General features: G+C 65.7%; 16 protein-coding genes. 10 read left to right on the forward strand and 6 right to left on the reverse strand.

The genetic code is table 11. The features are described from left to right. Positions 1-12: 12 nt before the first annotated feature. The 3 genes from QTH90_RS14045 to QTH90_RS14055 all read right to left on the reverse strand — a co-directional run bounded on the left by QTH90_RS14045 (position 13) and on the right by QTH90_RS14055 (position 2,117). On the reverse strand, positions 13-1,017 hold the full coding sequence (locus QTH90_RS14045) for an extracellular catalytic domain type 1 short-chain-length polyhydroxyalkanoate depolymerase (protein WP_286665158.1): 1,005 nt from the start codon (positions 1,015-1,017) through the stop codon (positions 13-15). Beyond that, positions 1,018-1,224 carry a hypothetical protein gene (locus tag QTH90_RS14050; protein WP_286665159.1) on the reverse strand — a complete coding sequence of 69 codons (207 nt, stop codon included), beginning with the start codon at positions 1,222-1,224 and terminating at the stop codon, positions 1,018-1,020. A gap of 125 nt (positions 1,225-1,349) precedes the next feature. Then, positions 1,350-2,117 (reverse strand): DUF899 domain-containing protein, encoded by a 768-nt coding sequence (locus QTH90_RS14055; protein ID WP_286665160.1) that lies wholly within the window; start codon positions 2,115-2,117, stop codon positions 1,350-1,352. A gap of 221 nt (positions 2,118-2,338) precedes the next feature. Between QTH90_RS14055 and QTH90_RS14060 the strand changes: the two genes are divergently transcribed. From QTH90_RS14060 to QTH90_RS14070, 3 genes are all read left to right on the forward strand, one after another. Next, positions 2,339-4,141 (forward strand): adenylate/guanylate cyclase domain-containing protein, encoded by a 1,803-nt coding sequence (locus QTH90_RS14060; protein WP_286665161.1) that lies wholly within the window; start codon positions 2,339-2,341, stop codon positions 4,139-4,141. 470 nt (positions 4,142-4,611) lie between these two features. Further along, positions 4,612-5,484: a phosphatase PAP2 family protein gene (locus QTH90_RS14065; RefSeq protein ID WP_286665162.1), complete on the forward strand. Its 873-nt coding sequence runs from the start codon at positions 4,612-4,614 to the stop codon at positions 5,482-5,484. A gap of 41 nt (positions 5,485-5,525) precedes the next feature. After that, positions 5,526-8,198 carry a hypothetical protein gene (locus tag QTH90_RS14070; protein ID WP_286665163.1) on the forward strand — a complete coding sequence of 891 codons (2,673 nt, stop codon included), beginning with the start codon at positions 5,526-5,528 and terminating at the stop codon, positions 8,196-8,198. A 56-nt stretch (positions 8,199-8,254) separates the two neighbouring features. Here QTH90_RS14070 and QTH90_RS14075 read toward each other — a convergent pair whose 3' ends face one another. Next, on the reverse strand, positions 8,255-9,541 hold the full coding sequence (locus QTH90_RS14075) for an SGNH/GDSL hydrolase family protein (RefSeq protein WP_286665164.1): 1,287 nt from the start codon (positions 9,539-9,541) through the stop codon (positions 8,255-8,257). Between the two features lie 102 nt (positions 9,542-9,643). Between QTH90_RS14075 and QTH90_RS14080 the strand changes: the two genes are divergently transcribed. Beyond that, the gene (locus QTH90_RS14080; protein ID WP_286665165.1) at positions 9,644-10,585 is read left to right on the forward strand and encodes a LysR family transcriptional regulator; all 942 of its coding nucleotides are present in this window, start codon (positions 9,644-9,646) and stop codon (positions 10,583-10,585) included. Here the strand turns inward: QTH90_RS14080 and blaOXA are convergent. Then, positions 10,560-11,360: a class D beta-lactamase gene (blaOXA, locus tag QTH90_RS14085; RefSeq protein ID WP_286665166.1), complete on the reverse strand. Its 801-nt coding sequence runs from the start codon at positions 11,358-11,360 to the stop codon at positions 10,560-10,562. The genes QTH90_RS14080 and blaOXA overlap by 26 nt on opposite strands. Positions 11,361-11,412: 52 nt before the next feature. After that, positions 11,413-12,327: a LysR family transcriptional regulator gene (locus QTH90_RS14090; RefSeq protein WP_286665167.1), complete on the reverse strand. Its 915-nt coding sequence runs from the start codon at positions 12,325-12,327 to the stop codon at positions 11,413-11,415. 233 nt (positions 12,328-12,560) lie between these two features. Between QTH90_RS14090 and QTH90_RS14095 the strand changes: the two genes are divergently transcribed. From QTH90_RS14095 to QTH90_RS14120, 6 genes are all read left to right on the forward strand, one after another. Then, positions 12,561-13,028 carry an Ohr family peroxiredoxin gene (locus QTH90_RS14095; protein ID WP_286665168.1) on the forward strand — a complete coding sequence of 156 codons (468 nt, stop codon included), beginning with the start codon at positions 12,561-12,563 and terminating at the stop codon, positions 13,026-13,028. Between the two features lie 72 nt (positions 13,029-13,100). After that, positions 13,101-13,850 (forward strand): SDR family NAD(P)-dependent oxidoreductase, encoded by a 750-nt coding sequence (locus QTH90_RS14100; RefSeq protein ID WP_286665169.1) that lies wholly within the window; start codon positions 13,101-13,103, stop codon positions 13,848-13,850. Between the two features lie 124 nt (positions 13,851-13,974). Continuing rightward, positions 13,975-14,400 carry a hypothetical protein gene (locus QTH90_RS14105; RefSeq protein ID WP_286665170.1) on the forward strand — a complete coding sequence of 142 codons (426 nt, stop codon included), beginning with the start codon at positions 13,975-13,977 and terminating at the stop codon, positions 14,398-14,400. A 26-nt stretch (positions 14,401-14,426) separates the two neighbouring features. Next, positions 14,427-15,680 (forward strand): DUF1214 domain-containing protein, encoded by a 1,254-nt coding sequence (locus QTH90_RS14110; RefSeq protein ID WP_286665171.1) that lies wholly within the window; start codon positions 14,427-14,429, stop codon positions 15,678-15,680. A 21-nt stretch (positions 15,681-15,701) separates the two neighbouring features. Then, positions 15,702-16,034, forward strand: a complete 333-nt coding sequence (locus QTH90_RS14115) for a DUF1161 domain-containing protein (RefSeq protein WP_286665172.1) — start codon at positions 15,702-15,704, stop codon at positions 16,032-16,034. Positions 16,035-16,363: 329 nt separating this feature from the next. Continuing rightward, positions 16,364-17,248 (forward strand): alpha/beta fold hydrolase, encoded by an 885-nt coding sequence (locus QTH90_RS14120; RefSeq protein ID WP_286665173.1) that lies wholly within the window; start codon positions 16,364-16,366, stop codon positions 17,246-17,248. Positions 17,249-17,296: the final 48 nt, after the last annotated feature.

A 17,296-nucleotide genomic window follows, 5' to 3' on the forward strand; every position in this document is an offset into this window, starting at 1 on the left:
GCGGACCGAATCTCAGTTGCGAAACTGCCTGGACACGAAGCCCCACACCATGCGCGATGCATCGGGGCCACGGCCGTCGCTGAAAGGCTGCTTCGCAGCGCCGCCGCTCCAGGCGTGCCCCAGCCGGGCAATCTCGACCAGCGTGGCGACTGTGCTGCCCTTGCGCTTGAAGTCCGTCACGGTCGTCGGATAGCGGCTGCCGCGCTGCACGCTGCGCCCGGTGCCGGCCGTTGCGCCGGCGGCATCGGCCCATGCCTGCGCGGCCGCTTGGCCATTGCTGGCGGCGACGATGCGATCCAGTCCGCCGTGGATGACCATCAACGGAGGCCAGGACATGGCCATGGCTGCAGGGGTGGCGAGCAACGGCTTCGTGGCCCGATGGCCATGCATGGCGCCCAGCGCGGACAGCGGCGAATGCGCAGTGCCGGGCGGGATGCCCGAATGCATCACGACGGCCCTGAAGCGCTCCGGATGCCGGCTGACCACCAGCGCCGCCATGCTGGCGCCGGCCGAGAGGCCCGCGACCGCCACGCGCGTGCGGTCCACCGGGTACATCAGGCAGACCTGGTCGATGGCCTTCATGATGAGCGCCACTTCGCCGTAGGCGCGTCCGGCAGTGGTGTCGAACCAGTTCCAGCAGCCCTGGGCGTTCGACATGCGATCCTGCTCCGGGTACAGCACGAGGAATCGCTCGCGCGCCGCCACGCGGTTCATGCGCGTGCTGGTCGCGAAGCTCTTCGCATCCTGCGAGCAGCCATGCAGCATCACCATCAGCGGCACGCGTTCGCCGAAGCGGATGCCGGGCGGCCGGTAGAGCCGGAAGCGCCGCACCCCGGCTGCACCCATCGCAACGCCGGAAATCCATTGCCCCGCACCCGCAGGCGGGCGCTGCTTGTCGAGCGCCGGCTTGACGACCTCCTGGAGGGCTCGCGAGTTCGCGCGCAGGGTGTTGCGCGTGATCGCCGCAACGCTGCGGGCGAAGATTCCGGCCCACGCGGCTTTCTTGCGTCGGGGCATTCAGCGGCGCGTTCTTTTCCTGGCGGGTGCCTTCGCGGGTTTGCCGCTCCAGAAATCCACGATCTGCTTCATCGCATCGGCTTGCGTTGCCGCGGCCTGGCGCTTGGCAGCGCCGGTCGCCTGGGCGCGAGCCGAGCCGATCACCCGGTTGGCCGAACTGAGCCACATGCTCATCAACGGGTTCTTCCTGGTCCAAGGATTGCTCACGGGAATCTCCTGTCGACCAATGGCCGCATGCGCAGCTTGACTGCCGGCCTCGATGCGGCGCCGCAGCATTTGGCTCGAAGGGCAGTGGCCGGCGTCCTACGCTGTGTTGTCGGAGCCGGCAGGGCTCAGGGCTTCGCGCCCGGCTGTTCGTTCCGGAACGCCGCCTCGCCGGCGTCCGACACCTCGACCCACTTCTTGTCCGGCGCTGCCTCGGCGGCGTAGTTGTCGTGCCAGTTCCACCACTTGTAGGTCGGCGTCTGGGGATAGCCCTCCGGCGAGTCTTCCCAGACCTCCTGCCGGCCCAGCGGTGTGATGTCGAGGTAGTTCCAGGTGCCTCCCATCTGCTCGTCGCCGCGGTTGTTGATGAAGTAGGTGCGGAACACGCGGTCGCCGTCCCGGTAGAACACGTTCGTGCCATGCCACTCGTCCACGCCGAAGTCGGCGTCGAAGCGGTCAGTGAGCGTGAACCACGGCATCTCCCAGCCCATCCGCGCCTTCAGCCTTGCGATGTCCGGCTGGGACGCACGCGAGACGAAGACAAGGGTCGTGTCGCGGGCGTTCAGGTGTGCGACGTGAGCGACCTGGTCGGCCACCATGGAGCAGCCGCGGCAGGCGTGCTCGGGCCAGCCGAACGCGCCCGGCTCGAAGAAGGCGCGGTAGACGATCAACTGTCGCCGGCCGTCGAACAGGTCATGCAGGCTGGCCTTGCCCGCAGGCCCCTCGAATGCATAGGCCGACTCCACGGCCATCCATGGCATCCGCCGTCGCTCGGCGGCCAAGGCATCACGCGCGCGGGTCTGGGCCTTTTCCTTCACGAGCAATTGCTCGCGGGCCGCCTCCCACGCCTGCGGCGACACGACGGTAGGTGTTGGCATCCCGGTGGATGAGGTCATGGCTGAAATCTCCTGATGAGTGGGGTCCGGGCCTCGTCGCCGGAGCCTGATGCCATGGGCTGCGCATCGCTCGCGGTGGGCCGTGGAGACAGTTTGGCCCCGGGACTCGAAAGAGGGGAGTAACAAATGTGGCGGCATTGGCCCAATGCCGGCCCGGTCTCAAACTTCTTGTGCGACTTCTGCCGAATGCCCATACTCTCGCCAACCCACTGGGCGAGGACATGGCAAATTCGGACGAAGAAGCTCTGGATGCAATCGATGGCCCGCTCGCCCTGAACCGGCGATTGGCGGCGGTCGCGTTCGCCGATGTCGCAGGCTATTCCCGCCTCATTGCCGCCAACGACGTTGACGCGGTCCGACGCTGGAAGACCTTGCGGATGGAAGTCATCGAGCCACTGATGCTGCGGCACGGGGGCCGCATCGCGGAAATCGCGGGCGACGCAGTGCTGATTGAATTCGCGAGCGCCGTCAACGCCGTCAGGTGGGCGGCCCAGACGCAGCGAGTGCAGCAGGCCATCCACTCCACGGACCCTTCGGCCTTGAAGCTGCGCGTGGGCATCAACGTCGACGATCTCATCGACGACGACGGAATCCTCCAGGGCGATGGCGTGAACATCGCCGCGCGGATCCATCAAGCCGGAGCCCCAGGTCAAATCGTCGTGACGGCCCGGGTCCGCGACCTTGTCTTGAACCGGCTTCCCGTGAAGTTTCGCGACCTGGGCACGCCCGCGATGAAGAACATCTCCTCGCCGGTACGGGCGTTCGAGATCGACTGGCTCGATGGCGCGAAGACTCTTCTGCCCCAGCCGCATCTTCAGTGGTTGTCCCGTCCCACGCTGGCTGTCCTGCCGTTTCGCACCGTGAATGGGAATGCGGAGGACGCCTACTTCGGCGAAGGCATCACCGATGAGGTGATCACCGGGCTGTCCCGGAGCCGGACCATGTACGTCATCGCGCGCAACTCGACGCTGCGCTACGCGGATCGCGGCAGCAACTCGGACCTGCGACAGATCGCCGCGGAACTCGACGTCCGCTACCTGCTCGACGGCAGCGTGTGGCGCCAGAGCGAGAAGCTGCGCATCAAGGTGGATCTTCTGGATGTGACGGGAAACCGTGTCGTGTGGACCCAGCGCTTCGATGGCAGCAACGATGAAGTGTTCGATTTCCAGGATCGCATCGCTGCCAGCGTGATCGGCTCGCTGGAGCCCAGGCTGCAGGCGGTGGAGGCCGCGCGCGCGGGCGAGAGACCCACCGAGAGCCTCGACGCGTACGACTGCCTCCTGAAGGCGATGTCGAGGCTCTACAAGTTCACCGACGACAGCTTCCGTGAGACCGGCGAGTTGATCGAGCGCTCCATCGCACTCGATCCCGGCTATGCCCAGGCCTATGCCTACAAGGCGTGGCGCCTCAATTTCGTCCTCGGGGAGTCCCGCTCGCTGGATCCTCAGGCAGATCGCAAGCTTGCGGTCGCCGCTTCCGAGCGCGCGCTCGAACTCGATCCGGATGACCCCTTTGTGATCTGCGTCGCAGCGCAGCTCCAGGCCTTCATGCTGAAGAACCTCGACTACGCGAACGACCTCTTCGATCGGGCCCTTGCGCTGGACGAGAACTCGGCGTTCGCCTGGGGACTGAGTGCGTTGACGCGCGCCTATCTGGGCGATCCCGACGATGCACTCGAGCGTCTGCAGAACCACTGGCGGCTCAACCCCTACGACCCGCTGAACTTCTACTTCTGGATCGTTGCCGGGATTTCGGAGTTCGTTGCTGCCCGCTATACCGAGGCGATTGCATGGACCCGCAAGGCCAGCCGTGCCAACCCGAATTTCAGGCCAGCCTTGCGCATCCTCACGGCGAGCCTCGCACTCTCTGGCGATGAAGAGGGCGCACGCGCTGTCGCCGCCCAGCTGCTTGCGATCGAGCCGACGTTCCAAGTTGGAAAGTTTCTTGACTGGTATCCGTTGCGTCGCCCGGAGGACCTCATCCGCATGGGTGAGGGCCTGCGGGCTGCGGGCTTGCCGGGTTGAATACAAAAGTGGTATTACTCGTTCCTCAATAAAAAACCAAGGAGTGCGCCATGGGTGCAGCGACTGGGGCAGGAGCGGGGGCTGGTGCTGGTGCAGGTGCCGGAGCTGGCGCCGGGGCGGGAGCAGGAGCAGGAGCGGGTGCTGGTGCTGGTGCTGGTGCTGGTGCTGGTGCGGGAGCGGGAGCGGGAGCGGGAGCGGGAGCGGGAGCGGGTGCGGGTGCCGGGGCCGGGGCGGGCGCAGGTGCCGGGGCGGGTGCAGGTGCAGGTGCAGGTGCAGGCATCGGCGTCTACCGAAGCTACTACGCAACCCCCCTTAATCTTGGCTTCAGACCCTGGTCGCTGGACATCACGCCGAATGACGCCGGCGAACCCTCGTTCCCGCCTTACATCGTCAATCCGTATCCCGGTGGCGGCACTCCTGATCTCGAGTGGACGACCGACGACTGGGATCCCGCTCTTCGATTCTGGACATTGCCCTTCGATCCGCAACTCGGCGAATGGCTCAAGACGGTCGACTACCCGCTCAAGCCATCGATCCTTGCCGCCAGGGAGTTCGCATCGCAATGCGGCAAGTGGGACGCGAGCCCGACGAGGGCAACGCTGCTCGCCAACAAATGGCTTGAAGACGGCGATCTGAAGTGGATGTCCGACAAGGTCGGCACCGCGGCGATCCTGCCGGAACTCGAACAGATGCGGCAGTACATGCAGGACGACCGCGAACGCTATCTCGCCGAGATCGAAGCGCAGGCCGATGGGCTGCCGGCATACATCCTGGCGTTCATCGGCGCTTCGCAGGACCGGTATCCATGGACGGTGGAGCTGATCAACTGCGCCATGGCCATCAGCAACGTGGCCTACATGCGATGGAAGAGCGTCTTCAAGCGGGTCCGGCCATCGGTTCTTGCTCCGGGGCTTCTTCCGCCATTCGGGCCTCCGGCGCATCCCGCTTTTCCCAGTGGCCATGCCACGCTCGGGCATCTGGCTGCGCTCTTTCTGCTCGAGATCAAGCCGCTGTACCAGCGCTATGGCATCTTCACGCCGACGGCCAGCGGTTCTTCCCCCACAGCACAAATAGGGACGTTTGTTCCCTACGTCGCGGGCGCCAATCCGCTGGCCGGCACGACACCGGTCGAGTCGCCCTTGCTCTGGCTTGCCGATCGCGTCGCAAAGAACCGCGAACGCCTCGGCGTGCACTATCCCTCCGATTCATCGGCGGGACGCCACCTGGCTGCCGGCATGGCGAAGGCGATGCTTCATCCTTCGGGTGATATCCAGATCAATTGCCCCAGCCTCAATGCGGTGCTCCGGCACGCGGCCTCCGAGTGGGCTCCCTTCGCGCCATGAGGCTTTCGACCTGATCAGCTTCGAAGCATCGGAGGCAACCCATGGCCAAGGACGGCGAGGACGACGATCGAACACCCGAGGACTCCAAGTGGAATCCTCCACCCGAGTCGGTCGAGAGCCAGAGATGGGAAACCGGGGATGACGGACCCGTCGTTGTCCTCCTGAGTCATCCCGCCGCACCCTATTTCGAGTCGGTCACCCACATCGACGAGGACGTGCTGCGCGAAGTCGCCTATCACTATATCGTTGCCGCCACCGAACTCGACATCGAACCGGGATTCGAGCTCGAGGCGGGTTGGACGGATGCGCTGGCGCCAGGGAGGCACAACAGCGAGATTCACTTCGGCTGGATGGACCTGGAGGCCCGCGGAAAGGACGCGATCCACCTGCCCCTGCGTTCGCTTGACGCTTCCGTCAAAAATGATCACCTGGTCATCCTGTTCGCCGCCGAGCGCATCGGGCCCGAGGGTTTCATCGGCTCGGAGTTCGGCTTGCGCGTGGCCCTTCGCTGGCGCGAGGTCGAAGGCCGGTTCCTGGTTTCCATCATCGGGCTGACCGCGACGCTGCCCTTCGGGCGATACAGCTCCGATCCTTTGCGGATCGAAGCGATCGATATCGAGCGGACGCGGCGTTTCCTGTTCAGTGCCGAGCTTGCCGACAGGATGGCCGTGCTCGCGGGCCTGGACGAAGGTTCGGTCCGGCTGCGCGGGGTCCGCATCGCGAACCTCGACGGCGGCCTGGTCCAGGTGGAGCGACAGGGGATCGGGGTGCGGCGCGGCCTGGATGGCGTCGAGATTCCGTACGCGGTCTCTGCCGTGAGCATCGGGGAGCTTTACGACCTGCAAAGCACCGATGCGCTTATCTTCCAGAGCCCCCTCATCGCAGATGCCGCCGGCGATGCGCGCCTGTTCGAGCACGTTCCACCGCCCGAGCGCGACTGCCGGCCGAGAAGAGACGAACCGGCACTCGACGCCCATCGAACCGATGCATTCAAGGGCGGGACTGCAAAGCCGCCGCTGGAGTTCGGCACCCATCTCCGGGTCTTGCCGTCCCAGCGTTTCGTGAGGGCGGACTTCGGCCTCGCGCCTCCGTTGAAAGTCGACTTGCCTGGCGGTGGCCCGCCGATCCGCAGCAACGTGGCCTCCGCGGTCCAGGGCTTCTGGCATGGGCGGGAGCTCCTGAGGCGGATGCTCGCGTATGGGCTCGATCCCACGACCTACTTCCAGCTCATCAACCAGAGGGTCGACATCGCCTACCGCTCCGGCGTCTCGCCGGGGCCGGGAAAGGATGGACAGTCCGTCAATGCGCGCGTCCTGCCGCTGGGTTGGCCGCCCGAGGTCATCGGGCGCGTGGACACGAGCAGTCTCCCGATCGTGCAACTGCATCTGTCCCTGGCCGACGCTGCCCATAGGGAAAGGGCGCTCTGGAAGCAGGGCGACAAGCGATCGCCGGCACTGCCGATGGGCATCGGCTCGGACGAGCGCTGGATGTGGCACGAGTTCGGCCACGTGCTCACGCTGGCTTCCACCGGCGAGCTGGAACTGCGCTTCGCGCACAGCCCCGGTGACGCACTGGCGGCGATCGTCGGCGATCCGGAGCTGGCGGACGACACGGCCGCTTCGCCATGGCGCGGAGCGACCTTCCCCTGGGTATTCCTGCCCCGCAGGCACGACCGGTGCGTTCTCAACGGGTGGAGCTGGTACGGCGCGATGCACAAGGGCCTTGCCCTGGTGCCTGCAAGCCGGCATCCCAGGCGCAAGGGCTACTGGAGCGAGCAGATCCTGTCGTCGTCGCTCTTCAGGCTCTACCGGTGCCTCGGCGGCGATACCGTGTTGAACAACGATCTCACGAAGCCGGACAAGGAGGCGCGCCTGCGGGCGTCGCACTATGCATGCTTTCTCATCATGCAGGCGCTGCACATCCTCGGGGACGTGAAGGTCGTTCCGGCCATGAAGCCGGACCAGCTGGAGAAGGCACTCATCGACGCGGATCGCTTTCCTTCCACATGGAGCGCCACCTATCCCGCAGGCCATCCGCAGCCGTACACGCGTGTCGGCGGCTGCACCACCAAGGCCATTCGCTGGGCCTTCGAAGCGCAGGGCCTGCATGCCATCGGATCACCGCCGGCGTATGACAGCAATGCGCCGGGAGCCCCCGACCCGGTCGACATTTACATCAAGAGCCGGAGGCTCGACACCGATGTGGGTTTTCCGAGCGCCGTGAATTTCGGTCCCGGCAGCTACGTGCCGACCTCCCTTCACTGGCAGCGCAATTCCGCGGATGAGAAGCCGAAATGGCAGGCCGACCCGGACCACGGCATCAAGTGGCGCAAGAACGTCGGCAAGATCGATGTCGAGGTCGGCAATCGCGGCCAGTTGCCCGCGATGAACGTCCGGGTCGGCGTGTGGTTCGCCGAGTGGCCTGCCGCCCAGCCGGTTCCGCCGAACTGGAAGATTGGCGCAGCGGCCTGGACACCGTGCCTACCCTCGCCATCCGCGGCGAAGAACATCCCGGCCCAGACGTCGGTCGTCTTCAAGGACTTCGGCTTTGTTGCAAGTCCTGGCCATCGCTATGTCATCCTGGCGATGGCCCACTGCCTGACGGACCCCGCGCACATCGCCATGACGGATCACGCATGCTCGTACATGGTCACTCCATTGGTTGATATTGTTGCGGGCGACAACAACATGGGCTTGCTCGTCGTCGACGCCTGAGCCCTCATCGATCCGGGTCCGACGGACTGCCTTCCGGCATGTTTCCGCCGCCTCTTCTATTGCTCGCTCAGCAGCGCATCCAGGTCGATCGATTGCGCCATGGCGCGGGCGCCGACGTCGCCGGGATGGAGGTGGTCCCCCGCGTCGTAGGCGGGAAGCATCCTCGTCGGGCGGGCGGGGTCACGCAGCACCGCGTCGAAATCCGCGACCCCGTCGAACTCCCCGCTCTTGCGGATCCACTGGTTGACCGCTTCGCGCACCTTGTTCTTGGCGACGCTGTGGTGGGCTTCGATCGGCGTGCCTGCAGCCACTCCCTCGTTGGGCGCGATGGTGCCGCCGATGATGCGCACGTTGTGCGCATGCGCCAGGGCGATGAGTTGGCGCAGCCCGTCGATCATCTCCTGCGCCGTCACCTGCGCTTCATGGGGCGCGAAGGGGCCGCCCGGGTAGCCGATGTCGTTGGTGCCGAGCTTGACGATCACTGCGCGCACGCCAGGTTGGGCGAGCACGTCCCGCTGGACTCGTGCCAGACCGCTGGGGCCCATGCCATCGCGCAGCAGCCGGCCGCCGGCGATGCCGGCGTTCAACACCGCGACGCCCCGCCCGCTGAGCCGCTCCGCCAGGAAGTCCGGCCAGCGGTGGTCCGTGTCGGGTGTCGTGCCGTTGCCGTCCGTGAGGGAGTCTCCGAGCGTGACCACGGCGACCGGAGGCTCGGGCCTGTCCACCAGCAACGCGCTCAGGAAGACGCGAGTACCGAGTTTCGCAGCAGTGGCCGGCATCGCCGGTGCAGCGGTCAGATCGCCGTCCGCCAGATAGGCGGTCTGGTTGGCATTCCAGTGGAAGGTCGAAGGCGCGGTCGGCCGCGGCAGATACATCGACACCGCGACCCGGCTCAATGCCGGCACGGCCAGGTCGACCGGGTCGCTCACTGCCCGTGCGCCGGGGGCCAGCACCAGCTGGCTCCGTCCGCCGAAGTACAGCACGCGCTCGGTGCCGCTCACCACTGCAGAGCCCTCCTGATGGCGGGCAATGCGGAGTGCGTCGATGTGCAATGGCTGGGTTCCGAATTCATTGCTCACCTCCACCCGCAGCCGCGAGCCGCCGACGCTGAGCCGCGCGACCTGGCGCACGGTCTGCCGGTTGAACTGGAAAGGGACGTTGGTCGGCAGCACGAACTCGCCGCCCCAGAGGGGTTGGGGCGAAGCCGTCCAGCTGCTGCTCCAGTAGCTGGCCAGCGGTGCGCCCGCGGCCGCGACCTGGGTGCCCAGTGTCAGCGTCGCGGCCAATGCGGCGGCGGCAGCGGCCTTGTGCCAGACGCCATGGTTTCTTGCTCTTGCTTGCATATCGATGCTCCTGAGTGGTGTGGATGTGCAGTGACTGTCGAATATTCCCGAATCATTGAGAAGATGGCAAAATGGAATCCAGTCAATTCCAAAATCGAATGCATGGACACCCTCCGCGCCATCCGGGCCTTTCTGAACAGCGTGGAACTGGGCAGCCTGTCCGGCGCCGCGCGGGCCATGGACACCACGCAGCCGACCATCAGCAAGCTGCTGGCTTCACTAGAGCACGAACTCGGAGCGCGGCTTCTGCAGCGAGCCTCGTCGCGCCTTGCGCTGACCGATGAAGGGCTGCGCTTTCACGAGCGGGCGCAACGCCTGGTGGAGGACTACGACGAAGCCCTGGCCGACGTGCATGCACAGACGCACACGCCGCGCGGCCTCCTGAGGCTGAGCGCGCCGCGCGCGATGGGCGAGGGCCGTGTCAACGCGATGGCAATGGCATTTCTCGATATGCATCCCGCGATAGAGCTCGAGCTTCTCCTGGATGACCGCTTCGTCGATCCACTCGAAGAGCGCATCGACGTGTCCCTGCGCCTCGGCGGACCGCTGCCGCCGAACCTGGTCGCGCGCTACGTCGGAAGCTGGCCACGATGGCTGGTGGCCGCGCCGCGCTACGTCGCGCTTCACGGAATGCCACGCAAGCCGGACGAGTTGGCGAACCATGCCTACATCCGCTACGCGCCCGGGGCAGACGACGGCCTGGTTCTCCATCACGATCGCAACGGCCGCAGCGTCCAGGTCACGGTGCGAAGCCGCTACCGCCTCAACAGCGCCGTGGCCATGCTCGACTGCGTGCGGCAAGGCGCCGGCATCTCGCTGCAGCCCTCCTGGGCGGTGGCCGACCTCGTCGCGGCAGGCGAGTTGGTGCGTGTGCTGCCGCCCTACAGCGGGCCGGCGCAGCATGCCCATCTGCTTTATGCCCCGCGCCGGCAGCAACCGCTGCGCGTCCGGATGCTGGTCGAGTTCCTGACCGAAAGGCTGGAGGCGCTGCCGGGGCGACGGCTTGTCGAGCCAAAGGCTATGGCGCTACAGGCAACGCGTTGATGGAACGCAGAACGCTGCGTGTGATGCTCTGCCGCTTCGCAAGGTCGCCGAGCCTGTTCGGGGTATCCATGTTCAGGGCGAAGAAGACGGGGCCGCTGGGCCACTCCACCCAACCGACCCACCAGCCGATCTTTCCGGTCCATCCTGTCTTTGCGCGCAGTATCCAGTCGGGGCCCGCTTCATTGATCATCACGTCCTTCACGAGCCTCTGGTGTTCGATCTGGAAGGGCAGCTGATTGCGGTAGAGCCGCTGCAGGAAGTCAATCTGCTCGAAGGATGAGATGGCGAGGTCGCCGTCAACCCAGAATGGCTTGTCGCCCGTGGCGACCGCATTGCCGTAGCCGATCTTTCGCATGTAGGCCGTCTCGCGCGCATCGCCGAGTTCCTTGGCGAAGCGCTCATACACCCAGACCGTGGAGTTCCTCATCGCGGAGCGAAGATTCTGGTCCTCGTTCCAGGCGGGCTGGGACCGCTTCACGCCGTCCCACGGGATGACCTGGAATTCGTCGCGCAGCAGTCCGGCATCGAGCGCAAAAAGACTGTGTGGAATCTTGAAGGTCGATGCCGGCGAATAGCGCCGCTCGGCACGCGCCACGTTGTAGACGTGGGTCGTTTCAGACTTGCCTCGGGCGTCGAGCACGACGATGCTGCCTCGTGCATCGGCTTCTGTGAAGAAGCGAGACCACTCGGTCTTTTCCTGGCGTTGCGGGCCGGCCGCCGCCACTTGAACGAACCCTGCGGCCAGGGCGGATAACACGAGATTGCGTCGATTCATGCGGATAGTTTAGAAGTCGAAGCGGCTCGTTCCTGGGGTATGTCGGCGCCTCTCACCGTCGACGGACGGAACCGTGCGACGCGAACACTTCCACCGTCCAGTCGATGAAGGCCCGCAGCTTGGCGCTCAGGTGCCGGCTGGACGGGTAGGCGATCGACACGGGCATCGGCGGCGGCTCCCAGTCGGCCAGCAACTCGACCAGCGTCCCGCTCTCGACGTGCGGCTGCGCCATGAAGGCAAAGGTCTGCGCCACGCCGAGCCCGGTCAGCAGCGCGGTCAGGTGGGCCGTGCTTTCGTTGACCGAGACGACGGCATGTCCCTTGATCTCGATGTGCTCGTCGCCGCGCTCGTAGCGCGGCGGAAGGTAGCGCCCCGTGCGCGACGAGAAGTAGCTCACCACCCGGTGACCGTCGAGCAGGTCGGCCGGCGTCACCGGCACGCCGTGGCGCTTCAGGTAATCGGGCGTCGCGCAGGTCATGTAGGGCATCTGCGCGATGCGGCGCGCCACCAGCGACGGGTCACTCAGCACGCCGCCGCGGAGCACGCAATCCACCCCTTCACCGATCAGGTGGACAGGCCGGTCGCTCACGCCGAGCTCGAGCACGATCTCAGGGTAGCGCGCGTGGAACGCCGGAAGCAGGGGAATCAGGATTCGGTTGGCCAGCGAGGAGCCAATGTCCACACGCAAGCGGCCTCTCGGGCTGGCCTGTGCATTCGTGACATCGGCTTCTATGTCGTCGATCTCGTCCAGCACCCGCGAGATGCGCTCGTAGTAGGCCGCGCCCTCCGGCGTCACCGTGACACGTCGCGTCGTACGCTGCAGCAGCCTCACACCCAAGTGGCTCTCCAGTTGCTGGACCAGCTTGGTCACGCTGGGCTTTGGCATCTGCAGCAAATCGGCCGCCCGCGTGAAGGTTCCGGCTTCGACGACCCGGGCGAACACACGCATGGCTGCGATCTGGTCCATCGCCGGATTATTGGCGAACTGGAAATAAACATGTCCCGCCCACCATCTTGGTCAACGCAGGGTCCGATCCGACACTTCATGCCATCGCCACTCACCCCTGACTCTCCGCTCCCTTCCATCCCGTTCCCGGCAAGCGATCCACGCCCAATCGCGATGCCAATGGCGCACGGCGCATCCATACAAGCGTCCCGCGCTCCGAATACAGGGCCAACCTAACCGAAAAGGAATCCGAAATGACCACCAAGATCCAAACCGTGCTGCTGACGGGCAAGACCCATACGACGCCAAGCCACCGTGAGGGCGCCCCGCGCGGCGATGAGCGCGTCGACATCCGGATGTCGATTCCCGGCAAGGCCGACAATGAAATCGTGCTCCAGGCGATCCAGTTGCATCCGACCGCGGAGCAGTTGTTCGCCGGAGCCTGGTCGGCCTGCTACACCGGCGCACTGGGCGTCGCAGCCAAGGCGAAGAAGGTGGCGCTGCCCGCCGACATGGCCGTCGACATCGAAGTCGACCTCGGGCAGACCGGCGGTGCGTACTTTCTTCAGGCCCGGATCGATGTGCGCATGCCCGGCGTCGCACTCGACGTGGCTGAGGCCATCGCGCATGCGGCGCATCAGATGTGCCCTTATTCGAAGGCCGTCCACGGCAACATCGACGTCGCCACGAACATCGTTGCCGCCGACGCGCTGGCCGCGTAATACCCGGCCTCATCAGAAACCGAAGCTCGCTGTCAACGCGACAGCGAGCGCAACAAGATCTCGGAGAACAGCATGTCCAAGCCCCACGCCAACAAAGTCGCCCTTGTCACCGGCGGTTCACGCGGCATCGGTGCCGCCATCGCGCGCCGCTTGGCGCACGACGGCGCCGATGTCGCCATCAGCTATTCGGCCTCCGCCGACCGCGCCAAGGCGCTGGTCAAGGAACTGGAGGGTCTGGGCGTGCGCGCCGCAGCCTTTCGGGCCGACCAGGCCGACCCACTGCAGGTCGAAGCGCTGGTGAACAATGCCGCACGCCATTTCGGCAAGCTCGACATCCTCGTCAACAACGCCGGCGTGTTCGTGGTCGGCCAGGTCGGCGCGCCCGACAGCGACGTCGCCGCCTTTGAACGCCAGTTTGCTGTCAACGTCGGCGGCGTGGCCGCTGCCGTGCGCGCAGCAGTGCCGCTCATCAGCGACCACGGCCGCATCATCTCGATTGGCTCCGGCGCCGCCGATCGCACGCCCTGGCCGGGCGTGGCCGACTACTCGGCGACGAAGGCGGCAGTGTCCGCCTACACCCGCGGATGGGCGCGCGACCTCGCCCCGCGCGGCATCACCGTCAACACCGTGCAGCCAGGCTCGATCGACACGGAGATGAACCCGCAGAACGGCGACTTCGCCGCCGTGCAAAAGGCAGCCATTCCGCTCGGCCGCTATGGCCGGCCCGAAGAGATCGCGGCTGCCGTAGCCTTCCTCGCAAGCCCTGACGCCAGCTTCATCACGGGCATCTCGCTCGACGTCGACGGAGGAGCTGCGGCCTGATCGCCAAACTCGGCAACGTCAAGAGAGCATGAACTGGCGGCTGTCCGGCACCCTTGCGCCCTCGGTTGCAGCGAGCGAAAGACAGGACTAGCATGTTGCCGACCCCCCGGAGGTGTCTCACATCATGAGTGACCGGCGCATCCTCATCGTGGCGCATCGGACCGCTGCGTCGCCCAAGCTGCTTGCCGCCGTCGCCGAGCGGGCCGCACGCGGGCCGTGCAAGTTCACGCTCCTGGTTCCCCGGCCGTATTGGGACCCCGACACCGAGGAGGCGGCGATCACGCTCGAACTCGCGATTCCGTTGCTCGACGCGGCCGCGGGCTCGCATGTGCAAGGGATCGTCGGGGCCACCGATCCGTACGAGGCCGTGCAGCAGACGCTCGAGCGCGAGAAGTACGACGAGGTCATCGTCTCGACGCTACCGGAGCGGATCTCCCGTTGGTTGCGCCTCGACCTCGCCCATCGCATCGAGCGGTTCGGCGTGCCCGTGAGCGTCGTGACCGCGGAGCAATCCGAGCGCACCCTCTCGCCAGGAGGCGGGTCGAACTGATCAACGCAACAGCGCTGGAGAAAGCGATGACGACCACCCTGGCCCTGGCGGATCAGCAGATCAGCGATGCCTACATCTACCTGCTGGGCCGCCTGCTCGTGCTTCGGCAGCAACAGTTGGACTTCAAGGAAGGCTTTCAATGGAACCGCCTCGTCCACCGCAAGCCCGGCGAGGTTGCCTGGCCTAATCCGAATCTCGATGTGGCCTATTCAGAGGCCTGGGTCTCCGTGGACGAGACGAGCTGCGCATTGGTGTCGGTGCCGGAGATCACCGGCCGCTACTACACGGTTCAGTTCCTCAACGGCTGGGGCGAGACGGTCGCCAACCTCAATGAGCGCGTGTTCGGCCAACATCCGAGCGGCAAGTTCGCGGTGTGCTTGAAGGGAAGCAGCGTCGAGGTGCCCGCCGACGCGCAAAGAGTGGACGTGCCGGTCAAGGCCATGCGTGTGTTGTCGCGTGTCGAGCTCGGCGCGAACTGGGACGACGCGGTCGCTCTGCAGCAGCAATTCGACATCCGCTCGATCGGTCAACCGGCCACCCCTGCGGTGCCGAAGACAGTCATGTTCGAGATCGATGCATTGCCGGGCGTCGAGGCATTCGATTCGGCTGAACTGGCGCTCGACAGCGAGGCGGACATCAATCCTGGCATGGAGACGCTGCAGGCTCATGTGCGGGCCATCGCAAAGGCCGTCGAGCAGCCAGACGAGCGCAAGCGCGTTGACGAAGCGATCCGAACCAAGGCCTTCGCCGACATCAAGAAGGCGATGCCCAACCTCGGGCACGGGACGGTTCGCAACGCCTGGGCGCTGCCCTCAACCTCCGGGGTTTACGGAGAAGACTGGTTGGTGCGTACCCTCATCAACTACGGCGGCATCTGGGCCAATACTCCCGAGGAAGTCATCTATTACAAGGCCTTCACGGACACGGCGGGCAAGCCGCTGTCGGGGGACCGTGCCTACACAATTCACTTCCCGAAAGACGAGCTGCCGGCTCAGTACGCCACGCACTTCTGGTCCGTGATCGCCGTCGACGCAGTCCAGCGGCGCGTGTTGCCGAATCCGTTGAAGCGCTACTTGCTCAACAAGGAATCCAAGCTGGAATATGGCGCGGATGGATCGCTGACGTTGTACTTCGCCGATGCGCAACCGAAGGAGGCCCCGAACGGCAACTGGCTACCGACACCCAAGGGCCAGGCGTACAGCCTGACGTTCCGGTTCTATCGCCCCAGGGGTGATGTGGCAGCGCGCACGTTTTTCCCGCCGCCGCTCGCTGTCCAATGAGTCTGCACCTTCCAGCACCCGATGCTCAAGCCAACCCTGCTCCCTATCGTTGTATTGGCCTTCACGGGCTCCGCGAGTGCCGCCAGCAACTGCGATGACCTACTGGCGCAGATCGACGCGAAGATTCGCAGCGCGGGCGTGATGCGCTTCACGCTCACCACCGTGACTGCCGATGCCACGGTCAGCGGCAAGATCGTCGGCATCTGCGAACGCGGCAGCAAGAAGATCGTCTACGAAGCAGAAGCCACTCCCCCTTCGCCCGCTTCATCTCCGGCCCTCCGGCGCGGCAATGACGGCATCCTGACCGAATGCAAGGACGGTTCGGTATCGGTCGGCGGCGACTGCAGGAAGTGAGCCTGATGGGACGGAGCCCTTCGCCCGGACGATCGACGCGGCAAGGAAGAAGGTAGTCGGCACTGAGGTTTCTCGCATCCTTGGTGTCTGCGAGGCAACAGCGTGATGCGCCCTGGCCACCTACCGGCTCGCGGGTCGCGTCACTAGCATCGACGGCGGCGAGTCAGTGTTCGACCATTGCCTCCATCTTTTTGCCGCCAGCACCCGGAACCATTCATGCCTCACCTCCAACACCGTCTCCCTCACCGGGCACGGCTCGTCGGCTTCGTCGCCGGCTGCCCGAGTGCCTTCGCAACGCGGCCAAGTGCGCCTCGTGAACAAGGACAGCCATGATCGGCACGCGAGAAACCACGCGCGTCAACGGCGTGCGCTTGCACTACACGGTTGCCGGCCAAGGCGAACCCGTGCTGCTCTGGCATGGCTTTCCGGGCACCTCCCAGTCCTGGCACAAGGTGTTGCCCCTTCTCGCCCGGACCCACACCGTGATCGTGCCCGACATGCGCGGCTTCGGTGATTCGGACAAGCCGGCCCAAGGCTATGACGCACGCACGCTGGTCGCGGACTTCCGCGCGCTCTTGCGGCATCTCGGCGTCGGACCCCTTCACATCGTGGCCCATGACATGGGCGCGCCGGCGGCGCTGGTCTGGGCCGGCGAACATCCTGAGGAAGTGCGCACGCTGGCCTACCTGGACGAGCCCATCATCACCGGTGAGTGCCTCGGGCGACTGATGCAGTTCACGCCACAAGGCACCGTCAGGGGTGGCCTGTGGTGGTGGCCGCTTGCGTTCGCGCCCGGCCTCGCGGAAACACTGTTTGCCGGACACGAACGAGAGGTGCTTGCCTGGTTCTACGAGAACTACTGCGCCAACCCCAGCGCGATCGGGCAGGAGGCTTTCGAAGAAACCATGCGCACGTTTGCCGCGCCGGGTGGTGTGAGCGGCGTGCTTGGCGTCTACCGTGCGATCTTCGACACGCAGTCACAGACGGAGCCCTTCGTGCACGACAAGGTCCGTGTCCCGGTGCTCGCCCTGGGGGGTGACGCGAGCTTCGGTGACAAGACCCGCGAGCTGCTGACGACCGTTGTCGAGAGCGTTCAGGGCGGCGTGGTTGCCAACTGCGGGCACTTCATCCCCGAGGAACAGCCCGATGAACTGGTGCGCCTTCTGTCGGAATTTTGGGCAGAGACTGCGCGCCAGCGTTCCATGCGGCCCTGACGTCAGCGCGCAAGACTGTCGACACAGAATAGCGGTCCAAGGCGGACC

Source organism: Variovorax flavidus, from assembly GCF_030317145.1.
Classification (GTDB): Bacteria; Pseudomonadota; Gammaproteobacteria; order Burkholderiales; family Burkholderiaceae_C; genus Variovorax; species Variovorax flavidus.